The organism is Rhizobium sp. GR12 (assembly GCF_036596185.1).
Lineage (GTDB): Bacteria > Pseudomonadota > Alphaproteobacteria > Rhizobiales > Rhizobiaceae > Agrobacterium > Agrobacterium nepotum.
In genome coordinates this window covers 517,366-539,684 of sequence record NZ_JASXTH010000001.1, presented here as the reverse complement: position 1 = coordinate 539,684, position 22,319 = coordinate 517,366, and the positions used below count along the sequence as shown (strand labels likewise).

Below are 22,319 nucleotides of genomic sequence, written 5' to 3'. Positions count from 1 at the left end.
GCAGCCGGATGTCTTGCATATATCGACAGGAGACGGGAAGCCACGCGATTAAGCGGACTTCTTGTCGTCCTTGATTTCCTCATAGTCGGCGTCGACGACGTCGTCCTTGCCGCCTTCCGCGGAAGCATCACCGGTCTCGGCCTGCTGCGCTTCGTAGATGGCCTGACCGAGCTTCATGGAAACTTCCATGAGGATCTGGGTCTTGGCCTGAATGTCATCTGCATCCGGTTCGGAAGCTTCAATGGCGGTCTTCAGGCTGGCAATGGCGTCTTCGATGGCCTTGCGGTCGGTTTCGGAAACCTTGTCGCCATATTCCTTCACCGACTTTTCGGTGGAGTGAACGAGGCTTTCGGCCTGGTTCTTCGCCTCGACGCCCGCACGACGCTTCTTGTCGGTCTCGGCATTGGCTTCGGCGTCCTTGACCATCTTCTCGATGTCGGCGTCAGACAGACCACCGGAGGCCTGGATGCGGATCTGCTGTTCCTTGCCGGTGCCCTTGTCCTTTGCCGAAACCTGCACGATGCCGTTGGCGTCGATATCGAAGGTCACTTCGATCTGCGGAACGCCGCGCGGCGCCGGCGGCAGGCCGACGAGGTCGAACTGGCCGAGCAGCTTGTTGTCCTGTGCCATTTCGCGTTCGCCCTGCGAGACGCGGATGGTCACGGCCGACTGGCTGTCTTCGGCGGTCGAGAAGGTCTGGCTCTTCTTCGTCGGGATCGTCGTGTTGCGATCGATCAGACGAGTGAAGACGCCACCCAGCGTTTCGATGCCGAGCGACAGCGGGGTCACGTCGAGCAGCAGAACGTCCTTGACGTCGCCCTGCAGAACGCCGGCCTGAATGGCGGCGCCCATGGCAACCACTTCATCGGGGTTGACGCCCTTGTGCGGCTCCTTGCCGAACAGCTGCTTGACGACTTCCTGCACCTTCGGCATGCGGCTCATGCCACCGACGAGAACGACTTCATCGATCTCGGCAGCGGTAACGCCGGCATCCTTGAGGGCTGCCTTGCAAGGGGCGACAGTGCGTTGCACCAGATCGTCCACCAGGCTTTCGAACTTGGCGCGGGTCAGCTTCAGCGTCAGGTGCTTCGGACCGGAAGCGTCAGCCGTGATGAACGGCAGGTTGATTTCGGTCTGCTGCGAGGACGAAAGTTCGATCTTCGCCTTTTCGGCAGCTTCCTTGAGGCGCTGCAGAGCGAGCTTGTCGTTCTTCAGGTCGATGCCCTGATCCTTCTTGAACTCACCGGCCAGATATTCGACCAGACGCATGTCGAAGTCTTCACCGCCAAGGAAGGTATCGCCATTGGTGGACTTCACTTCGAAAACGCCGTCGCCGATTTCCAAAACGGAAATATCGAAGGTGCCGCCGCCAAGGTCGTAAACGGCGATCGTCTTGCCTTCCTTCTTGTCGAGGCCATAAGCGAGTGCGGCCGCAGTCGGCTCGTTGATGATGCGCAGGACTTCAAGACCGGCGATGCGGCCGGCATCCTTGGTTGCCTGGCGCTGTGCGTCGTTGAAGTAGGCCGGAACGGTGATGACGGCCTTCTCGACCTTTTCGCCGAGATAGGATTCAGCCGTTTCCTTCATCTTCTGAAGGATCATCGCGGAAATCTGCGAAGGGGAATAGTTCTTGTCCTGCGCCTTCACCCATGCGTCGCCATTGTCGCCATTGACGATTTCAAAGGGAACGAGGGCCTTGTCCTTCTCGACGGTCGGGTCTTCGTAACGACGGCCGATGAGGCGCTTGACCGCAAACAGGGTGTTGGTCGGATTGGTGACCGCCTGGCGCTTTGCCGGCTGGCCGACAAGGCGTTCGCCATCGTCGGAAAATGCCACCATGGACGGTGTCGTGCGCGCGCCTTCCGCGTTTTCGATCACCTTAATGTCCTTGCCATCCATCACCGCCACGCAGGAATTGGTTGTGCCAAGGTCGATACCGATTACTTTTGCCATGCTCTTCTCTCCTTGAAGCGAGATGTCGGAACCCCGTGAGGCATTCCATTGACAACTCCTTGACTTGGATTTGCAGTATTCGCTGCAGTTCTGCGGCGTATATAAGGAGCGATTTTTCCTGCTGCAAGGCGCAAGAGAGGGTGAAGCGCAGCAAAAAAGCGGATGAAACCCTTGTCTGTGCAGAAGCATAGCCACCAACGCTCGCGCGAGCGGAAAAACGCGACTTTGACGGCACGTTTCGCGGGCAATGGCAAAGATTGGTTGTATCGGTGAGGATGAGGTGAAATGGCGGACAGGGTGGGATTCGAACCCACGGTACGCTTTCACGCACACACGCGTTCCAGGCGTGCGCCTTAAACCACTCGGCCACCTGTCCTTTTTTCAAATCTGCATGTTTTGAAGAATGCAAATCACTGGAACGGCGCGATATATACCGATGAATTCGCAGGGATCAACACGAATCTGACAGTTTTTTGAATTGTCGGCAATTTCCTGCGTTCCAATGCGATTGCAAACCGGTTTTCCCACCTTTATCGATGCAATATATGTTTCAGAATGTGGCCGTCGAAGCGATGGGCCTTAACCGAGGTGTCCTGATGAAAGCTTTTTTGCGGTTTTTGAGCTTTCTTCTCCTCATTGCGGCGGTTTTCCTCGGCGTGCTCGATTCGATCCGCTCGGTTTCCACATCCTCGGTCAACATCACCGGCATCCTGTCCGTCTGGAACTATCTTCTTCCTGCCTCGCGCACCATGGTGGAAGCGGCCATGGCTCACTATATTCACCCTGAAGCGTGGCGCTTCATTGAAAATGCCCTGTCGGGACTGCCCGCATTTGCTTTTTTCCTCGCGCTGTCCCTGCTTTGCTGGATGGCCGGTTACAGGAAGCGCAAAATGATGAGGCGCTCACCAGTCTGACGGGGAACGGCGCCCGCAGATGTGAAACATGACAAGCGGCGGAACTGGCCGCACGGAGGACCGAATGTTCCTGTTCGATACGCTTTCAAAAAAGACGACGATGCCGACCGAAGAGACGGCTTTGCCCGGCCGTGAAGAGGCGCTTGCCGTGCCTGAAACCCATTTCGTCAATGGCCGGCCCTTGAAAGGGCCTTATCCGGATGGTTTCGAAACCATCTATCTTGGCATGGGCTGCTTCTGGGGCGCGGAACGGCTGTTCTGGAAAACGCCGGGCGTGTGGGTGACGGCGGTGGGTTATGCCGGCGGCTTCACCCCCAACCCCACCTATCACGAGACGACGACCGGCCAAACCGGTCATGCCGAAGTGGTCAAGGTCGTCTACGATCCGGCTGTGATCTCGCTGTCGGGCCTGCTTAAAATATTCTTCGAGGAGCATGATCCGACTCAAGGGATGCGGCAGGGAAACGACGTCGGCACGACCTATCGTTCCGCTATTTATGCCAATACCGAAGGCCAGTTGCAGCAGGCGCAGAAGGCGCACGACGCTTTTCAGCAGGCTTTGGACGAGGCGGGCCATGGCCGCGCCATCACCACTGAAATCGGACCGCTTGAAACGTTTTATTATGCCGAAGACTATCACCAGCAATATCTTGCCAAGAACCCGGGTGGCTACTGCGGCCTCAGGGGAACGGGCGTAAGCTGCAATATCGACTAGATTTTTTGCAGGTCGACCCGGCGGAAAGACCAAAAAAGCGCCAGAATAAAGTTTTTCCACCGGGTCAAAAAAACCGGATGAATTTTTCATTGAGCCATGCAAGGATATGCGCCAAGCACAGCCGGGGAAACGGCTGGCGGTTCCGCAGACAATCCCGGTCAACGGGTTGCGGGAGGACCCTTAAAATATCAATTGCAACAACAGGGCTGCACAATGAAAAAATCCCTTCTGACACTTTTTGCGCTTGCCGCGATGTCGGCTTCCGCGCTTGCCGCCGATATCAAGCCGGCGCTGGTCTATGGCACGGGCGGCAAGTTCGACAAGTCGTTCAACGAAGCCGCTGCGACTGGCGCTGAAAAGTTCAAGGCAGAAACGGGCATCGAGTTCCGCGATTTTGAACCGACGAGCGACACGCAGGGCGAGCAGGCCATCCGCAACTTCGCGAGCAAGGGCTTCAACCCGGTCGTTGCCGTATCCTTCGCCTGGACCTCGGCCATGGAAAAGGTTGCTGCCGAATTCCCGGACACCAAGTTCGTCATCGTCGATTCCGTCGTAGAGCTGCCGAATGTCCGCTCCGTCGTCTACAAGGAGCACGAAGGCTCTTATCTCGTCGGTCTTCTGGCAGGCATGGCCTCCAAGACCGGCAAGGTCGGCTTCATCGGCGGCATGGATATTCCGCTGATCCGCAAATTCGCCTGCGGTTATGCGCAGGGCGCCAAGGCGGCCAACGACAAGATCGAAGTTTTCCAGAACATGACCGGTACCACGGGTGCTGCCTGGAACGATCCGGTGCGCGGCGGTGAACTTACCAAGAACCAGATCGACCAGGGCGCCGACGTGATCTACGCGGCAGCCGGTGCGACCGGTATTGGCGTGTTGCAGACCGCTGCCGACAACAAGAAGTTCTCGATCGGCGTGGATTCCAACCAGAACCACCTGCATCCCGGCTCTGTTCTGACCTCGATGGTCAAGCGCGTCGATCTGGCTGTCTACAACGCCTACAAGGATGCCAAGGATGACAAGTTCACCCCCGGCGTCGTTGCACTTGGTGTCAAGGAAGACGGCGTTGCTTACGCGCTTGACGACAACAACAAGGCTCTGATCACGCCCGAGATGACTGCCGCCGTGGATAAGGCCAAGGCCGACATCATTGCCGGCACCGTCAAGGTTCACGACTACATGGCGGATAATTCCTGCCCGAAATGATATGATATGTGTCGGGGGCGCGTGGTGATTTTTCACCTTGCGCCCTTTTCATATCCAGCCTTCGGAGAGGTTTCGGTTTGAGTATGGACCCTGCAATCGAACTCGTGGGCATCGATAAGAAATTCGGTGCCGTTCACGCTAACAAGAATATCAATCTGACCGTTGCCAAGGGTACGATCCACGGCATCATCGGGGAAAACGGCGCGGGGAAATCGACCCTGATGTCGATCCTCTACGGTTTTTACCAGGCCGATGCTGGCGAAATCCGGGTGAATGGCGCGCCGATCACGATCCGCGACAGTCAGGCCGCGATCAATTCAGGCATAGGCATGGTGCATCAGCATTTCATGCTGGTGGAAAATTTCACCGTGCTGGAAAACGTCATGCTGGGCGCGGAAGGTGGCGCATCGCTTGCGAAGGGCCGGGCTTCGGCACGCAGGGAGTTGCAGCGTCTCGAGGACGATTACGGGCTGGAAGTCGATCCGGATGCGGTGATCGAGGAATTGCCGGTCGGCCTGCAACAGCGCGTCGAAATCCTGAAAGCCATGTATCGCGGCGCCGAAATCCTCATTCTCGACGAGCCGACGGGTGTTCTCACGCCTGCGGAGGCCGATCACCTTTTCAAGATCCTCGGCGTCCTGCGCGAGCAGGGCAAGACCGTCATCCTCATCACCCACAAGCTGCGCGAGATCATGGCGATCACGGACTCCGTCTCGGTCATGCGCCGCGGCGAAATGGTGGCGACCCGCAAAACCTCCGAAACCAGCGTCGAGGAACTGGCCGAACTGATGGTCGGCCGTCGTGTGCTGCTCAGGGTGGAAAAGGGCGAGACGACGCCGGGCGAGGTTCTTCTTTCCGTCCGCAATCTCACCGTCAAGGACAGCCGTGGTGTCACCATGGTGGATGATGTGTCGCTCGATGTCCGCGCCGGTGAAATCGTCGGCATCGCCGGTGTGGCGGGCAATGGCCAGTCCGAACTTCTGGAAGCGATCGCGGGCATCCGCAAGCCCCATTCGGGCGAGATATGGGTGGCCGGGCAGAAGGTGGATCGCCCGGATCCGGCGATTTTGCGCGAACTCGGCCTCGCACATATCCCGGAGGACCGCCACCATATGGGCCTGGTGCTGAAATTCGAGGAATATGAAAATTCCATCCTCGGCTATCACCACGACGAGCGTTACGGCAAGGGACCTTTCCTAAACCCCGACGCCATCCGCAGGGGTGCGGTCGAAATGATCGAGAAATACGATATCCGTCCGCCGAACCCGCAGTTGAAGACCGCCAATTTTTCCGGCGGCAACCAGCAGAAGATCGTCGTCGCCCGCGAAATCGAGCGTGACCCGAAGATGCTGATCATCGGCCAGCCCACCCGTGGCGTGGATATCGGCGCCATCGAATTCATCCATCGCCGCATCATTGAAATGCGCGATGCCGGCAAGGCGATTTTGCTGGTTTCGGTCGAGCTCGATGAAATCCGTTCCCTTTCGGACCGGATCATGGTCATGTTCTCCGGGCGTGTCGTTGGAGAAAAAACGGCGGAAGCCGAAGAACAGACGCTGGGCCTGATGATGGCCGGCATCGCCGCATGAGGCATGAATGAGTACCGCTTCCGTACCCCTACCAAACTGGATCAGCTACGGCCTGTTGCCGCTGTTGAACGTCATCACCGCATTTCTGATTTCCGGCCTTGTCGTCTGGTCGATCGGTGAAAACCCGCTGGCGGCGCTTCGTCTGCTGATCGAAGGTGCGCTCGGCCGTGGCGATGCCATCGGCTTCACGCTGTTTTACACGACGAGCTTCATCTTCACCGGCCTCTCCGTCGCGGTCGCCTTCCATGCCGGTTTGTTCAATATCGGTTCCGAGGGGCAGGCCTATATTGGCGGGCTGGGTGCTGCGCTGGTGGCGCTGGCGCTCGACCGTTATGTGCCCTGGTATGTGACGATGCCTTTTGCCGTTATCGGCGCTGCGGTTTTCGGCGCTGCCTGGGCCTTCATTCCGGCCTGGCTGCAGGCAAAACGCGGCAGCCACGTCGTCATCACCACCATCATGTTCAACTTCATCGCAGCGGCCCTGATGGTCTATCTGCTGGTGAACGTGCTGATTGTGCCGGGCAAGATGGCGCCGGAAACGCGCACCTTCTTGGCCGGCGGTCAATTGCCGAAGCTCGACTGGCTGATGGCGCTGTTCGGCCTCAAGCTCGGGCCGGCGCCGTTCAACGTGTCCTTCCTCATCGCGCTGGTCATGTGTTTTCTCGTCTGGGTGCTGATCTGGCGCACCAAGCTCGGTTATGAGATGCGCACGCTCGGCGTCAGCCCTTCCGCCGCCATCTATGCCGGCATTCCCTATGCGCGCACCGTCGTCATCGCCATGCTCATTTCCGGCGGTCTGGCGGGCATGATGGCGCTGAACCCGGTCATGGGTGCTTCCGCCCGCCTGCAGGTGGAATTCGTCGGCGGTGCGGGTTTCGTCGGCATCGCCGTGTCGCTGATGGGGCGAAGTCACCCGCTCGGTATTCTGTTTTCGGCGCTGCTGTTCGGCATCCTCTATCAGGGCGGTGCGGATCTCTCTTTTGAGATGCCCAACATTACCCGCGAGATGATCGTGGTGATCCAGGGTCTGGTGATCCTGTTCGCCGGTGCGCTCGAATATATGTACCGGCCGATGATCGTCCGCATTTACCAGCGTTTGGCAAAGGGGAGCTGATATGGATTTTTTCGATATGCTGGTCAGCATTCTCGGCTCGACCGTCCGTCTCACCATCCCGCTTCTGTTCACGGCGCTTGCCGGGCTGTTTTCCGAACGCGCGGGCGTGTTCGATATCGGGCTTGAAGGCAAGATGCTGGCGGCGGCCTTCGCCTCCGCCTGTGTCGCCTATTTGACCGCAAACCCCTGGGCCGGTCTGCTGGCGGGTATTGCCGTCTCCATCCTGTTCTCGCTGATCCATGGCTTTGCCGTCATCACCAATCGCGGCAATCAGATCGTATCGGGCGTGGCGCTCAACTTCATCGCTGCCGGTCTGACGGTTGTTCTGGGGCAGGCCTGGTTCGGGCAGGGCGGTCGCACGCCGCAATTGCCGGGCGAGGGTCGTTTTGCGCCGATCATCCTGCCCGGCGCGGATGCGATGCGTGAGGTGCCTTTCATCGGCCCGCTCTATGCCAATGTCATTTCCGGCAACAATATCCTCACCTATCTCGCCTTTCTGGCGGTGCCGCTGTCCTGGTGGGTGCTTTACCGCACCCGGTTTGGCCTGCGCCTGCGCGCCGTCGGTGAAAATCCGGGCGCTGTCGATACGGCCGGCATTTCGGTGACATGGATGCGCTACCGGGCCGTCATCGTCGCCGGTTTTCTGTGCGGTTTCTCCGGCGCCTATCTTGCCGTTGCGCAATCGGCGGCCTTCATCGCCAACATGTCGGCTGGCAAGGGTTACATAGCGCTGGCTGCGCTGATCTTCGCGAAATGGAAACCGGTGCCGGTCATGTTCGCCTGCCTGCTGTTCGGTTTTCTGGATGCCTTCGCCAATTTCATGCAGGGCAAATCAGTGCCTGGAATCGGCGAGGTGCCGGTGCAGATTTTCCAGGCCATGCCCTATATTCTGACCTGCATCCTGCTTGCCGGTTTCATCGGCGTCGCCAAGCCGCCCAAGGCCGGTGGCGTTGCCTATGCGAAGGAGCGTTAAATCCATGTCCCGTGACCAGATGTCCCATCAGTTGTTCGAGGCGGCGGTTGAGGCCATGGCCTTCGCCCATGCGCCTTATTCGAAATTTCCGGTCGGTGCGGCGATCCGCGCCGAAGACGGGAAAATCTACAAGGGCGCGAATATCGAAAATATCTCCTTCCCGCAGGGTTGGTGCGCGGAGCCTTCCGCCATCAGCGCCATGATCATGGGCGGAGCAAAGAAGATCAGCGAAATCGCCGTCATCGCCGAAAAGCTTGCGCTGTGCCCGCCCTGCGGCGGCTGCCGGCAGAAGATCGCCGAATTCGCCTCGCCGGATACGAAAATCTATCTCTGCGACGAAACCGGTGTCCAGAAGGTCATGACCATGGAAGAACTCTTGCCCGCCAGCTTCAAGACCGAGCTGCTTTAATGACAGATACCCTGATCGATATTCTGGTGGAGCGGCTGAATGGTCTGATGCCGCGCGTCGCCATCGTTCTGGGGTCTGGTCTGGGATCGCTGGTGGACGAGGTCAGCGATCCGATCCGCGTACCCTATGCCGAGCTTCCCGGTTTCCCTGCAAGCGGCGTTTCCGGCCATGCGGGCGAACTGGTGGCCGGTTATCTCGGCGGTGAGCCGGTGATGATGCTCTCCGGCCGGGTGCATTATTACGAAAAGGGCGATCCGGCCGCCATGCGCGCGGTCATCGGAGCACTCGCCGGTCTCGGCGTGCAGTCGCTCATCCTCACCAACTCGGCAGGCTCGGTCAGGCAGGACATACCGCCCGGCTCGGTCATGCAGATCACCGATCACATCAATTACTCCGGCATGAACCCGCTGATCGGCGAGGAAAGCGACCGCCGCTTCGTCGGCATGACCACGGCTTACGATCCGGACTTGATGCTTGCCATGCGCAATGCCGCAATCCGTGCGACAGTACCTTTGTTCGGCGGTGTCTATATGTGGTTTTCCGGCCCAAGCTTCGAAACGCCGGCGGAAATCCGCATGGCGCGGCTCCTTGGCGCGGATGCCGTTGGCATGTCCACCGTGCCGGAAGTCATCCTTGCCCGCTTTTTCGGGATGCGTGTTGCCGCCGCATCGGTTATTACCAATTACGGTGCCGGCATGACCGGTGCGGAACTGAGCCATGAGGAAACCAAGGACATGGCTCCGGTGGGTGGCAAAAGGCTTGCCGCTATCTTGAAGGAAATGATTGCAGGAGGAGCGTGACCATGGAACTCCAGCGTCCGCGCGAAGCGGCTGCCTTCACATTGTCCTTGCTGGACCTGACCAACCTCAACGAAGACTGCACTCCGCAACAGATTGCCGCCCTGTGCCAACGGGCGCATACCGAATTTGGCAATACGGCTGCGATCTGCATATGGCCGCGTTTCGTGGCGCAGGCGCGGGCTGCGTTCGGCAAAGACCACACGATCCGCATCGCAACCGTCGTCAACTTTCCCTCTGGTGATCAGGATGTCGCGACCGTGGTTGCGGAAACAGAAGTGGCGATCCGCGACGGTGCCGATGAAATCGACCTGGTCATTCCCTATCGCAAATTCATAGCTGGCGATGAAACCGCGGTGTCCGAGATGGTGGCCGCCGTGCGCAGGGTCTGCGTCGCGCCTGTGCTGCTCAAGGTCATTCTTGAAACGGGCGAGCTGAAGGACAAGATTTTTATTCGCCGCGCCTCCGAACTCGCCATTGCCGAAGGGGCTGATTTCATCAAGACCTCGACAGGCAAGGTTGCGATCAACGCCACCCTGGAGGCGGCCGACATCATGTTGCAGGCGATCCGCGACAGCAGGCAGAAGGTGGGTTTCAAGCCCGCCGGCGGCATCGGTACGGTGGAAGACGCCACGCTTTACCTGCGGCTGGCGGAAACCATCATGGCCCCCGACTGGGCCATGCCATCGACCTTTCGTTTTGGCGCTTCGGGCGTTCTCGATGACATACTGAACGTGCTGGCCGGTGGCGAACCGGCCAAGATTGCCAGCGGGTATTGAGCTTGATCCCGCAGGAAATCATCCGCCGCAAACGCGATGGCCTGTCTTTGGAGCCGCAGGAGATTGCCGCCTTTATCGATGCGCTTTCGAAGGACGGCATATCGGAAGGGCAGGCCGCCGCTTTCGCCATGGCGGTGTTTTTCCGCGGTATGGACCGTGACGAGATGGTGGCGCTGACGCTTGCCATGCGCGACAGCGGCGACGTTTTGTCCTGGAGCGATATCGGCAGGCCCGTGGCAGACAAACATTCGACCGGCGGTGTCGGTGACAATGTTTCCCTGATGCTTGCGCCGATTGTCGCCGCTTGCGGTCTCGCCGTGCCGATGATTTCCGGCAGGGGCCTTGGCCATACCGGCGGCACGCTCGACAAGCTGGAAGCGATCCCCGGTTACGATGTGATGCCAGACGAGACCTTGTTTCGACAAACCGTCAAGACGGTCGGCTGCGCCATCATCGGCCAGACGGGCGATCTCGCCCCCGCCGACAAACGCCTTTATGCCATTCGCGACGTGACCGCGACGGTGGATTCCATACCGCTGATCACCGCCTCGATCCTGTCGAAGAAGCTTGCAGCCGGGCTGCAGACACTGGTTCTGGATGTAAAGGTCGGCAACGGCGCTTTCATGCAGAGTGTGGAGGATGCCCGCAATCTGGCCCGTGCGCTGGTCGATGTGGCAAATGGTGCAGGCTTGCCGACGACGGCCCTGATAACCGACATGAACCAGCCGCTTGGCGATGCTGCGGGCAATGCGGTCGAAATCGTCAATTGCCTGGACTTTCTGGCTGGCCGCAAGGCGGAGACCCGTCTTGAAAAGGCGGTCCTGTCGTTTGCGGCGGAAATGCTGGTGCAGGCTGGCAGTGCCGCCACGCTGGATGAAGGCGAGGCTCTGGCTGTCGCCGCTCTTTCCTCCGGCCGGGCCATGGAAGTCTTTGCGAAGATGGTGGCAGCGCTTGGCGGGCCTTCGGATTTCGTTGAACGCCCATTCGATTACCTGCCATCCGCACCGGTCATTCTTCCGGTTCCGGCAGAGCGCAGCGGCTGGCTTACCTCCTGCGCAACGCGGGATCTCGGCATGGTCGTCGTCGAGCTTGGCGGCGGCAGAAGAAAGCCGTCCGACAGGATCGATCCTTCCGTCGGCATCTCGGACATTCTGCCGCTCGGCACGAACGTGGAAAACGGCGAACCTATCGCCAGCGTCTATGCGACTTCGAAGGAAGAAGCGGAACGCGCCGTCAAAAGGATTGCGGCCTGTTACGGGATTGCTGACGCTGCAACAGAGACCAGCCCTGTGGTCCTTGAGCGGATCACCTGACCAGCCGCATCTCGCCGCCCGATACCTTGAAAGACGACAATTGCTTCAGGAAGCTCATGCCGATCAGCATGTTGCTCAGCGCATTGTCCTTCAGCACCATGGCATCGACATTCTGAACGCGGATCGCGCCGATTTCTACCCGGTCGAGCTTCACATAGGCCGCCATGGTCTGGCCGTTGGCAGTCGAGATTGCATATTTGTAGTCGAGGCTGTTGACGCCGAAACCGAGCCGCCGGGCGATTGTCTCGTTGATGGCAACCATGGATGCGCCGGTATCGACAAGCCCGTCGAAAGGTTTGCCGTTGATGCGGAAGGCGGCGTTGAAGTGGCCGCGTGCGTCCGCTTTCAAGTTGACGCCACCCAGCGAAACGGGTTCGGGTTTGGCTGCTTCTGGTTTCACCCGGGATTTTTCAGCCTCAGTAGCCGGGCCTGGCTGAAACCTTTCCACCAGCGCCGGAATCTGCGTGGCGCCGACCGAAAGACCGATAAGCAGAAAAATCGTGCGCGCCAGCAAGTTGTCGCTCCTGAAAAAGGCAGAGTTGTCCGCGCAGAATAGACGCAAAACATGCTGAAATCTTAAAAGAAAAAGCCATTCGCCGCGTTCAATACGGCGAATGGCTCAAACGGTTAAGCGATGATGAACGGTGTTATTTGGTGCCGTACATACGGTCACCGGCATCGCCGAGGCCGGGAACGATATAGCCCTTTTCGTTCAGGTGGCTGTCGATTGCGGCAGTGTAGATTGGCACATCGGGATGCGCTTCACGGAAATTCTTGATGCCCTCGGGTGCGGCCAGCAGACACAGGAAGCGGATGTTTTTCGCACCACGTTCCTTCAGTTTTTCCACAGCGGCAATGGAGGAATTGCCGGTCGCCAGCATCGGATCGACGACGATGATAAGGCGCGCGTCGAGGCTTTCGGGAGCCTTGAAGTAATATTCGACGGCTTCCAGCGTATCGTGATCGCGATAGACGCCGATATGGGCAACGCGTGCCGAAGGCACGAGCTCGAGCATGCCTTCCAGCAGGCCGTTGCCGGCGCGCAGGATGGAGGCGAAAACCAGCTTCTTGCCCTCCAGTACGGGCGCCTCGATGGTTTCGAGCGGCGTATCGATGGTTTCCATCGTCATTTCAAGGTCGCGCGTCACTTCATAGCAGAGCAGCGTCGAGATTTCCCTCAGCAGGCGGCGGAAGCCGGCCGTGGAAGTTTCCTTCTTGCGCATGATGGTAAGTTTGTGCCGCACCAGCGGATGTTCGATGACTGTGACGCCGTCCATGAAACTGGCCTTCCTTTTTATCCTGTGCCCCTGTAATTCACCGAAAGTGCGCTTTTCGCAAGCCTTCTTCGCGGTTTTACCCCGCGAACCGCCGTGTCAGGCACAATCGAGTTTTGCGAGCAGCCGGTCGCGCGTTTCCTCGTCCACGAAGGCGCATTCCAGTGCGGTCCGGGTCATGCAATTGATCTCGGTATCGCTGAAGCCGAATGCGTCCGCGGCAAGCGCGTATTCCCGTGCAAGCGAGGTGAAGAAAAATGGCGGATCGTCGGAACTGACGCAGACGCGCACCCCGGCGTCGCGCAACGCCTTGAGCGGATGGTTGCCGAAATCAGGATAAACGCTGAGGGCAATGTTCGATCCGGGGCAGACCTCCAGAACCGTTCCCGTCTCAACCAGTCGGGCGACGAGCGCAGCGTCTTCGATGGCGCGCACGCCGTGGCCGATGCGGGCCGGCTTGACGAGATCGAGCGCATCGGCAACGCTTTCAGGCCCGCAAACCTCACCCGCATGGATGGTCAGTCCGAGGCCGGCATCGCGGGCGATGTCGAAGGCGCGGGCATAATCGGCAACACGGCCCATGCGCTCCTCGCCCGCCATATTGAAGCCGGTCACCAGCGGATGCCGGGCGCGCGCCGCATATTCGGCCGCCGCGATTACCCTTTCAGGGCCGAAATGCCGCTCACCCGTGACGATGATGCGGGCCTCGATGCCGGTCTTTTCTTTCGCGATCCGAATGCCTTCGGCGATACCGGCGAGATAGGCATCTGCGCCAAGCCCGATGCGGTCGCCATGGTCGGGCGAGATGATCAGTTCGCTGTAGATCGTGTTGACCTCGGCAAGTTCGGTCAGATAGGTTTCGGTCAGAACCGCATAGTCCTCATCCGTCTTGAACACCTGCGCCACCGCATCGTAGCACTGGATGAATTGCGCAAAATCCGACCAGACATATCGGCCGTCGCGCAGGAAGCCGCTGGTATCTATGCCGTATTTCTCCGCCTGTTTCGCGACAAGCGCGGGCGCCGCCGCCCCTTCGAGGTGGCAGTGAATTTCCGCTTTCAGCAAATGCGATGTCAAATGAAGCTCCTGCCGTGTGAACCGGCTTCGATGCCAAGATGGTGGGCGATGCTTTCGCCTATATCGGCGTAGCTTGAACGGACGCCGATATCGCGGGAACGAATGCCCGGCCCGAATGCCATGATCGGCACCCTTTCCCGTGTATGATCCGTGCCTCGCCATGTCGGGTCGCAACCATGGTCGGCGGTAAGAATGGCGATGTCGCCCGGCGCCATTTTGCGATGGATTTCGGGGATGCGCGCATCGAAGGCCTCAAGGGCCGCCGCATAACCGGCAACGTCGCGGCGGTGGCCATAAAGCATGTCGAAATCGACAAAATTGGTGAAGACGAGATCGCCGTTTTCGGCTTCATCGATGGCTTGCAGCGTCGCATCCATCAAGGCGGCGTTGCCATTCGCCTTGATGACGCGCGAGACACCCCGATGGGCGTAGATATCGCCGATCTTGCCGATCGCATGCACTTTCCGGCCCGCTTCTACGAGGCGGTCGAGCAATGTCGGTTCGGGTGGAGGAACGGAGAAGTCGCGGCGGTTTCCGGTGCGTTCGAAGGTCGCGACCGTCTCGCCGATGAAGGGTCGGGCGATGACGCGGCCGATATTGAGCGGATCGAGCAGTTTGCGCACCGTCTCGCACAACGCGATGAGCCGCTGCAACCCGAAATGCGTCTCGTGAGCGGCGATCTGGAATACGGAATCGGAAGAGGTGTAGCAGATCGGCTTGCCGGTCCTGATGTGCTCTTCGCCAAGCTGCGCGATGATCTCTGTGCCGGAAGCATGGCAATTGCCGAGAATGCCGGGAATATCCGCTTGCTGGCAGATGGCCTCCACCAGTTCCGGCGAAAAGGCGTCACCCTCCGTCGGGAAATATCCCCAGTTGAAGGTCACCGGCGTGCCCGCGATCTCCCAATGTCCGGATGGCGTGTCCTTGCCCTTTGATATTTCGCTGGCGGAACCGTGCAGGCCGAAAATGCGCTCCGGCGGTTCCATACCGGCGGGAATGTCGCCGCTTGATTGTCGTGCGATCTCCAGCAGACCGAGTGAGGACATGTTCGGCAGTTTCAGGGGACCGGACCGAAGTCCGGCTTTGTCGGCGGCGCCTGCTGCGCAAAATTCGGCGATGTGGCCGAGGGTGTTGGCACCGAGGTCGCCGTAACGCTCCGCGTCAGGCGCACCGCCGACGCCGAAGGAATCCAGAACCAGAAGAAATGCTCTTGCCATAACTCACCGAAACAAAATGCGCCGACGGGCAATGTCAGGCCAAGCTATCGTTATAGATCAGCAAAACGTGAAGAAGGAAGTGATTTTATGAACCATCCGGTAAAACCGGCTGCTCACTCCGTGTTCCGTTTCGATTTCGGTGCGTTGAGATTGCGCAGGACATACCAGCCAGCCGCAACCACCATGGCCGCCAGAATGTACCATGTGATGGCATAGGACAGGTGGTTGTTGGGGAAGGTGAGCATGGTTTTGCCGCCAACCGGCAGGCCGCCCGGATTGGGCGTGGCATCGGCATCGACGTAAAACGGCGCCACGTCGGAAAGTCCGGATGCCTGCGATATCTGGGGGATGTTGCGAGAGTACCAGCGGCCATTTGCGGGATCGTTGGTTCGAAGGAAAAGCCCGCCGGTTTCCGGCGCACGCATCAGCCCGACGATCTCGACTTGCCCGGTTGGTTCGCCTTCCCGGCGCGACGATGGATCGCGTTTGTCGGAAGGGACGAAGCCACGGTTGACGATGACGTTCGAGCCGTCGTCGCGCGCAAGCGGCGTCATCACCCAATAGCCGGGGCCGAGATCGCTGACCGTATAGACCTGGATTTCCTTGTTGTTGAGGAAGGTGCCGGAGAGTTTCACGCGGCGATATTCGTATTCCGCCGGATCGGCAAGCGTCGGCCATCCGGCCGCCGCCGGTGCATCGACGGGGGTTGCGTGGGCGCGGGCTTCGACGCGTTCGATCAGACCGAGCTTCCAGGAAAGACGTTGGACCTGCCATGTTCCGAGCGCCAGCAGAAAGCCCGTCAGCACGACGGTCAGAAACAGGACGACGATTGCGGCAGGGCGAATACGCCGGTTGCGCGGGGGGATTTTCGACAGATCGGTCATGGTTCACAGTCCTTGCAAGGCCATGCGGCTTGCTGCAGCAGCATTGTTGGCTGCCGGCACGCGGCGTCTTCCAGCAAATAACCCCATAAATCGCGCCACGATTCATGGGGTTATGTGTTGGCGCAAAAAGCGGCCCGCCGGAGGTCCGGCAGGCCGTTGATTTATGGCTGCTCAAGGCAGGTTTTTCACATCCTCGATGTGCAGCGGCATCATGTTTTTGTTCATGTTGTACATGACCCAAAGCGAACCGGAGAGCGTGATCAGCAGCACCACGACGGTGAAGATCAGCGCCATGAAGGTCCAGCCGCCTTCCGACTTGGTGTCCATGTGCAGGAAGTAGATCATGTGCACGAAGATCTGGATGACGCCGAGACCCATGATTGCGATGACCAGCAGGGTCTTGTTTTCAAGAACGTCGCCCATGACCAGCCAGAAGGGGATCGCCGTCAGGATGACCGACAGGACGAAGCCGATCATATAGCTTTTGAACGTGCCGTGGCTGGCGCCATCATGGTGGTGATGGTCGTCGCCATGCGCGTCATGGTGTGCGTGTGCTTCGGAACTCATCAAAGAACTCCCATGAGATAAACGAAGGAGAAGACGCCGATCCAGATGACGTCAAGGAAGTGCCAGAACATCGACAGGCACATCAGGCGACGCTTGTTGGCGGCGATCAGGCCATGCTTTCCGACCTGGAACATCAGAGTGACGAGCCAGATGGTGCCGAAGGTGACGTGCAGACCGTGCGTGCCAACCAGCGCGAAGAAGGCGGAAAGGAACGCCGAACGTTGCGGGCCGGCGCCTTCCTCGATCAGGTGATGGAACTCGTAAAGTTCGACGGCGAGGAAGGCGAGGCCGAAGAGGCCGGTAATTCCAAGCCACACCAGCGTGGACTTCACCTTCTGCTTTTCCATTTCCAGCATGGCAAAGCCATAGGTGATGGAGGAGAAAAGCAGGAACGCAGTGTTGATCGCCACCAGCTTGAGATCGAACAGGTCCGCACCCGAGGGGCCGGCCGCATAGTTGCGGCCGACAACGGCATAGGTGGCAAACAGCGTTGCGAAGATGAGGCAGTCGCTCATCAGATAAAGCCAGAAGCCCAGCGAGGTGCCGTTCTCCGGGTGATGATCTTCCTTCAGGTAGAAGACCGGTGTTTCCGCGCCGGCGGCGCTTTGTGCAGGTGTATGAGCCATGTTCGTTACGCCTGTTCCGCAAGCAGCTTCGTACGTTCCGTCTCCACTGTCGAAACATCGGAAGCCGGAATGTAGTAATCGCGGTTGTAGTTGAAGGTATGGGCGATCGAGACCGCGATGATGGCGATCATGGACAGAGCCGCAAGCCACCAGATGTGCCACACCAACGCAAAGCCGAGCACCACGCTGATGGCGCTGATGATGACGCCCGCACCGGTGTTCTTCGGCATATGGATCGGGATGAAGCCTTCCTTGGGACGCACGTAGCCGCGCTTCTTCATATCCGCCCACGCATCGACGTCATGCACAACCGGCGTGAAAGCGAAGTTGTAGGCCGGCGGCGGAGATGAGGTGGACCATTCCAGCGTACGGCCATGGTAGGGATCGCCGGTCACGTCACGAAGCTGATCGCGCTTCAGGAAGCTGACGATGAGCTGGATGACGAAGGAGGCGATGCCGAGCGCGATCAGGAAGGCGCCGAAGGCTGCGATCAGGAACCAGATCTGCAGCGAATTGTCCTCGAACTGGCTGATACGGCGGGTCACGCCCATCAGGCCGAGAATGTAGAGCGGCATGAAGGCGAAATAGAAGCCGATGAACCAGAACCAGAAGGACAGCTTGCCCCAGAACGGGTCGAGGCGGTAGCCGAAGGCTTTCGGGAACCAGTAGACGATACCCGCAAGCACACCGAACACCACGCCACCGATGATGGTGTTGTGGAAGTGGGCGATCAGGAACAGCGAGTTGTGGAGCACGAAATCCGCCGGCGGAACGGCGAGAAGAACGCCGGTCATGCCACCGATGACGAAGGTGATCATGAAGCCGATCGTCCACAGCATCGGAACGTCGAACTTGATGCGGCCCTTATACATGGTGAAGAGCCAGTTGAAGATCTTCGCACCCGTCGGGATCGAGATGATCATCGTGGTGATACCGAAGAAAGCGTTGACGCTTGCGCCGGAACCCATGGTGAAGAAGTGATGCAGCCACACGATATAGGCAAGGATGGTGATCACGCCTGTCGCGTAGACCATCGAGGCATAACCGAAGAGGCGCTTGTTGGAGAAGGTCGAGACGATTTCCGAGAAGACGCCGAAGGCCGGCAGCACCAGAATGTAAACTTCGGGATGACCCCAGATCCAGATGAGGTTGACATACATCATCGGATTGCCGCCGAGATCGTTGGTGAAGAAATTGGTGCCAACGTAACGGTCAAGGGTCAGAAGGGCGAGCGTGCCGGTCAGGATCGGGAACGAGGCCACGATCAGGATGTTCGAACACAGCGATGTCCAGACGAAGATCGGCAGGCGCATCATGGTCATGCCGGGCGCGCGCATCTTGATGATCGTCACGATCAGGTTGATGCCCGAAAGCGTCGTTCCCACACCGGCGATCTGCAGACCCCAGATGTAGTAATCGACGCCGACACCCGGACTGCCGTCAATGCCGGAAAGCGGCGGATAGGCGAGCCAGCCGGTCTGCGCATATTCACCGATGAACAGCGAGATCATGGTGATGATGGCGCCGGCCGTGGTCATCCAGAAGGAGAAGTTGTTGAGGAAGGGGAACGAAACGTCGCGGGCGCCGATCTGCAGCGGTACGACGAAGTTCATCAGACCGGTGATCATCGGCATGGCCATGAAGAAGATCATGATGACGCCATGGGCCGTGAAAATTTGGTCGTAATGGTGCGGCGGAAGATAACCTTCCGATCCGCCGGAGGCGATCGCCTGCTGGACGCGCATCATGACGGCGTCGGCGAAACCGCGCAGCAGCATGATCAGCGCCAGAATGATGTACATGATACCGATCTTCTTGTGATCGATGCTCGTGAACCATTCCTTCCACAGATAACCCCACAGGCGGAAATAGGTGAGGGCGCCGATAACGGCGATCCCGCCCAGAGCCACAGCCGCAAAGGTGGCGACAAGAATGGGCTCGTGAAGCGGGATGGACTCCCATGTCAGCTTCCCGAACAGGAACGACGTTTGATCGGAATTGACGATCATTTTTAGCCTCTTGCGATTCAAGAACGTGGGTCGGCGCGGACAGGCCGCGCCGCAGAAAGCCGGGACGTATCGTCAGCCAGCGACTTGTTTCGTCTCCGGCAGCGCCGCAGGTTCGAAAGTCTGTCCTTCGATCGCAGCCGGAGTGGATTGGGGTCCGCTGGCAACACCGTAAGGTGAAAGCGGTGTACAGACGACGGAGTTCAGCGCTTTGGCGATGTCGATGCCTTCCTTGCCGCCGCCGCCCTTGGCGTCGATATGCATCATGTCGCGCATGCAGAGCTTGTTGGGCTCGACGCAGCGGTTGAGGATCGCGTCGTAAAGCTGCGGATCGACGGAGGCGAAATATTGCACCGGCTCACGCTCCGAAGGCTTGGCGAAGTCGAGATATTCCTGACGGCCGAAGCCCTTGCCGCCATCCTTGATCTTCGCAACCCACTGATCGAAGCCCTGCTGGCTGAGGCCATGGAACTTGAAACGCATGTGCGAGAAACCGGGGCCGGAGAAGTTGGCCGAGAAGCCGTCATAAACGCCTTCCTTGTTGATGACGGCGTGCAGCTTGGTCTGCATGCCGCCCATGGCATAGATCTGGCCGGCGAGTGCGGGAACAAAGAAGGAGTTCATCGCGGTCGTGCCGGTGATCTTGAAGTTGATCGGAACATCGACCGGAGCGGCAAATTCGTTGACGCTGCCGATGCCGAGTTCGGGATAGAAGAACAGCCACTTCCAGTCCATGGCCACCACCTCGACCGTGAGCGGCTTGATATCGGCGGTAACCTGGCGGTTCTCGTCGATACGCTCCAGCGGGCGATAGGGGTCAAGACGGTGGGTGGAGATCCAGGTCACCGTGCCGAGCATCAGGATGATGGCGACCGGGGCCGACCAGATCACCATTTCAAGGCGCGTGGAGTGATGCCACTCGGGATCGTAGTCCTCGGCTTTCGCCGATTCGCGATACTTCCAGGCGAAGAACAGCGTCAGGGCGATGACCGGGACGATGATCAGCAGCATCAGAACCGTGGACGTTATGATAAGGTCGCGCTGCTGGATGGCAACGTCACCCGAAGGGTTCATGACAACGAGGTCGCAACCGCTGAGCAGCAGCAGCGACGAGATTGCCAGAAGGGCGGATGGAATTTTTTTGATCGTGCGCACGTTCTTTGAACTCGTACAGTTTGGATTATGCCGCGATTAATTGCCGAACATCATTTTTGAAATGAGGTATATTGTCGCGGTGCAGCGAAACCTTCGCGATGCACCATGGGCTGGCAGAGCTGCGTTTGGAAGCGAAGCGGCTGCATTATCGCATAGCGCGCTTCCGGGGCAAGCCTTTCTTATCAAACTTCAATTGACGTTACGTAGGGTGCGTGTGACAATCCGCCGCATAGTAACGCAACGGAAGAGGAGCCTGCGCGTTACAGGAATGGTTCGTCCATGATGCAGGAGGGATATTATGAGTTACACTGATGCTGCCCCATCTTTTGGGCAGGCGCCGGAAGCGAACGGGCATGGGGCCGATCCGGTCAAGGTTGATCCCGATCGCATTACCATTGCGGTCATTCTTGCGAGAATGACGGAGTTTTTCGACTTTTTCATTTACGCCATCGCCTCCGCGCTCGTTTTTCCGCACGTCTTCTTTTCCTTTGTGGACCCGCTGACGGCCACGCTTTATTCCTTTGCTGTCTTTTCGCTGGCCTTCATCGCAAGGCCGATAGGCTCGCTGATCTTCCTCCAGATCGACCGCAAGTTCGGCCGCGCCGTCAAGTTGATGGCGGCGCTGTTCACGCTCTGCGGGTCCACGATGGCGATCAGCTTTCTTCCCTCCTATGCGGAAGTCGGCATGCTTGCCCCCTGTCTTCTGGCGGTGTTCCGCATTGGCCAGGGTCTCGGCCTTGGCGGCGCCTGGGATGGTCTCGTGTCGCTGCTCGCCATGAATGCCCCGCCAAAGCAGCGCGGCTGGTACGCCATGATGCCGCAAATCGGTGCGGCCATGGGTTTTGGTCTCGCCAGCGCCTTCTTCATCGTCTTCGTAACGCAGCTTTCCAACGCGGAATTCCTCGCCTGGGGCTGGCGTTTCCCCTTCTTCGTTGCATTGGCGCTCAATGTTCTGGCGCTCTTTGCCCGCCTGCGCATGATCGTCACACCGGAATTCCAGTCCATGCTGGCGCAGCATGAGCTGGAGCCTCGGCCAATGTTCAAGATGCTGCGCTCGCAGTTTCCGGTGGTGGTAACGGGCGCATTCGTGCCGCTGGCCAGCTTCGCGCTCTTCCATCTCGTCACGGTTTTCCCGCTGAGCTGGGTTTCGCTTAATACCACCCAGCGTGTTTCGGACTTTCTGTTCGTGCAATTCGTCAGCGCCATCATCGCCGGCGGCATGATCGTGGTGTCCGGCATTCTGGCTGACAAGATCGGTCGTCGGAAGCTTCTGGCTGTCGCGGCGGTGATGATCGGTCTTTTCAGCCTCGTTGCGCCGGTTCTCCTGAGTTCGGGCGATATTGGCCGCTATCTCTTCGTGCTCATCGGCTTCTCGTTGCTTGGCCTCTCCTTCGGTCAGGCGGGCGGTGCGCTTGCTTCCCGCTTCAGCCGTGAATACCGCTATACCGGCGCATCCATCACTTCGGATATTTCCTGGCTGATCGGCGCCGGTTTCGCGCCGCTCGTGGTACTCGGATTTTCGTCCAAATTCGGACTGTTCGCGGTCGGAATTTACCTGATGTCCGGTGCTGTGTGTACGCTGGTCGCGCTCTGGTTCAGTCGCACGCTGGAAATGCCTTCGGACTGAACAGGGCAATTTAAATATCTCTGCAGCCATTGCGCCGCGGAATCCTGTCGGATTTCGTGGCGTTTTTGTTTTTTTATTGCGTGGGGCCGATTTTAATCTTGACTCGGTCGTTCATGAAATATTA

At 58.9% G+C, this 22,319-nt stretch carries 21 protein-coding genes and 1 tRNA gene; 11 read left to right on the top strand and 11 right to left on the bottom strand.

The window, feature by feature from the left end:
- Positions 1-48: 48 nt before the first annotated feature.
- Both dnaK and QSK43_RS02635 read right to left on the bottom strand, forming a co-directional pair.
- Positions 49-1,953 (bottom strand): molecular chaperone DnaK, encoded by a 1,905-nt coding sequence (gene dnaK, locus QSK43_RS02640; RefSeq protein ID WP_332302191.1) that lies wholly within the window; start codon positions 1,951-1,953, stop codon positions 49-51.
- Positions 1,954-2,239: 286 nt separating this feature from the next.
- Positions 2,240-2,329, bottom strand: a tRNA-Ser gene (locus QSK43_RS02635).
- A 220-nt stretch (positions 2,330-2,549) separates the two neighbouring features.
- Here QSK43_RS02635 and QSK43_RS02630 point away from each other — a divergent pair.
- The 10 genes from QSK43_RS02630 (at position 2,550) to deoA (ending at position 11,762) form a co-directional block, all read left to right on the top strand.
- The gene (locus tag QSK43_RS02630) at positions 2,550-2,867 is read left to right on the top strand and encodes a hypothetical protein (RefSeq protein WP_045018339.1); all 318 of its coding nucleotides are present in this window, start codon (positions 2,550-2,552) and stop codon (positions 2,865-2,867) included.
- A 64-nt stretch (positions 2,868-2,931) separates the two neighbouring features.
- Positions 2,932-3,582: a peptide-methionine (S)-S-oxide reductase MsrA gene (gene msrA, locus QSK43_RS02625; protein WP_045015425.1), complete on the top strand. Its 651-nt coding sequence runs from the start codon at positions 2,932-2,934 to the stop codon at positions 3,580-3,582.
- Between the two features lie 213 nt (positions 3,583-3,795).
- A complete protein-coding gene (locus tag QSK43_RS02620) occupies positions 3,796-4,788 on the top strand; it encodes a BMP family lipoprotein (RefSeq protein ID WP_045018001.1) in 993 nt (330 codons plus the stop codon).
- A gap of 83 nt (positions 4,789-4,871) precedes the next feature.
- Positions 4,872-6,377, top strand: a complete 1,506-nt coding sequence (locus tag QSK43_RS02615; RefSeq protein ID WP_045018003.1) for an ABC transporter ATP-binding protein — start codon at positions 4,872-4,874, stop codon at positions 6,375-6,377.
- A 7-nt stretch (positions 6,378-6,384) separates the two neighbouring features.
- Positions 6,385-7,491 carry an ABC transporter permease gene (locus QSK43_RS02610; RefSeq protein WP_332302190.1) on the top strand — a complete coding sequence of 369 codons (1,107 nt, stop codon included), beginning with the start codon at positions 6,385-6,387 and terminating at the stop codon, positions 7,489-7,491.
- A 1-nt stretch (position 7,492) separates the two neighbouring features.
- Positions 7,493-8,464 carry an ABC transporter permease gene (locus tag QSK43_RS02605; protein WP_003514401.1) on the top strand — a complete coding sequence of 324 codons (972 nt, stop codon included), beginning with the start codon at positions 7,493-7,495 and terminating at the stop codon, positions 8,462-8,464.
- 19 nt (positions 8,465-8,483) lie between these two features.
- Positions 8,484-8,873, top strand: coding sequence for a cytidine deaminase (locus QSK43_RS02600; protein ID WP_332302242.1), 390 nt, complete (start codon positions 8,484-8,486; stop codon positions 8,871-8,873).
- Complete coding sequence (locus QSK43_RS02595) at positions 8,873-9,673, top strand: purine-nucleoside phosphorylase (protein ID WP_332302189.1); 801 nt, start codon at positions 8,873-8,875, stop codon at positions 9,671-9,673. The genes QSK43_RS02600 and QSK43_RS02595 overlap by 1 nt, the downstream gene beginning before the upstream one ends.
- Before the next feature lie 2 nt (positions 9,674-9,675).
- On the top strand, positions 9,676-10,449 hold the full coding sequence (gene deoC / locus QSK43_RS02590; protein WP_332302188.1) for a deoxyribose-phosphate aldolase: 774 nt from the start codon (positions 9,676-9,678) through the stop codon (positions 10,447-10,449).
- Positions 10,446-11,762 carry a thymidine phosphorylase gene (gene deoA / locus QSK43_RS02585; protein WP_332302187.1) on the top strand — a complete coding sequence of 439 codons (1,317 nt, stop codon included), beginning with the start codon at positions 10,446-10,448 and terminating at the stop codon, positions 11,760-11,762. The genes deoC and deoA overlap by 4 nt, the downstream gene beginning before the upstream one ends.
- On the opposite strand, the gene QSK43_RS02580 is transcribed toward deoA, so the two are convergent.
- From QSK43_RS02580 to cyoA, 9 genes are all read right to left on the bottom strand, one after another.
- Complete coding sequence (locus QSK43_RS02580; RefSeq protein WP_332302186.1) at positions 11,755-12,276, bottom strand: TIGR02281 family clan AA aspartic protease; 522 nt, start codon at positions 12,274-12,276, stop codon at positions 11,755-11,757. The two genes, deoA and QSK43_RS02580, sit on opposite strands and share 8 nt — an antisense overlap.
- Before the next feature lie 133 nt (positions 12,277-12,409).
- Positions 12,410-13,039 carry a uracil phosphoribosyltransferase gene (gene upp, locus QSK43_RS02575; protein ID WP_045018014.1) on the bottom strand — a complete coding sequence of 210 codons (630 nt, stop codon included), beginning with the start codon at positions 13,037-13,039 and terminating at the stop codon, positions 12,410-12,412.
- A 96-nt stretch (positions 13,040-13,135) separates the two neighbouring features.
- Complete coding sequence (locus QSK43_RS02570; RefSeq protein WP_332302185.1) at positions 13,136-14,113, bottom strand: adenosine deaminase; 978 nt, start codon at positions 14,111-14,113, stop codon at positions 13,136-13,138.
- On the bottom strand, positions 14,110-15,330 hold the full coding sequence (locus tag QSK43_RS02565) for a phosphopentomutase (RefSeq protein ID WP_332302184.1): 1,221 nt from the start codon (positions 15,328-15,330) through the stop codon (positions 14,110-14,112). Before QSK43_RS02565 ends, QSK43_RS02570 begins: the two co-directional genes overlap by 4 nt.
- A 113-nt stretch (positions 15,331-15,443) precedes the next feature.
- Positions 15,444-16,214, bottom strand: coding sequence for an SURF1 family protein (locus QSK43_RS02560; protein WP_332302183.1), 771 nt, complete (start codon positions 16,212-16,214; stop codon positions 15,444-15,446).
- A 171-nt stretch (positions 16,215-16,385) separates the two neighbouring features.
- Entirely contained in the window at positions 16,386-16,781 is a 396-nt protein-coding gene (gene cyoD, locus QSK43_RS02555) for a cytochrome o ubiquinol oxidase subunit IV (RefSeq protein ID WP_003514416.1), read from the bottom strand.
- On the bottom strand, positions 16,781-17,407 hold the full coding sequence (gene cyoC, locus QSK43_RS02550) for a cytochrome o ubiquinol oxidase subunit III (protein ID WP_045015413.1): 627 nt from the start codon (positions 17,405-17,407) through the stop codon (positions 16,781-16,783). Before cyoC ends, cyoD begins: the two co-directional genes overlap by 1 nt.
- Positions 17,408-17,412: 5 nt before the next feature.
- Complete coding sequence (gene cyoB / locus QSK43_RS02545; RefSeq protein WP_045018025.1) at positions 17,413-19,416, bottom strand: cytochrome o ubiquinol oxidase subunit I; 2,004 nt, start codon at positions 19,414-19,416, stop codon at positions 17,413-17,415.
- 72 nt (positions 19,417-19,488) lie between these two features.
- Positions 19,489-20,568 carry a ubiquinol oxidase subunit II gene (gene cyoA, locus QSK43_RS02540; protein WP_045018027.1) on the bottom strand — a complete coding sequence of 360 codons (1,080 nt, stop codon included), beginning with the start codon at positions 20,566-20,568 and terminating at the stop codon, positions 19,489-19,491.
- Positions 20,569-20,866: 298 nt separating this feature from the next.
- Between cyoA and QSK43_RS02535 the strand changes: the two genes are divergently transcribed.
- Positions 20,867-22,195, top strand: a complete 1,329-nt coding sequence (locus tag QSK43_RS02535; protein ID WP_045018029.1) for an MFS transporter — start codon at positions 20,867-20,869, stop codon at positions 22,193-22,195.
- The last annotated feature ends 124 nt before the right edge of the window (positions 22,196-22,319 follow it).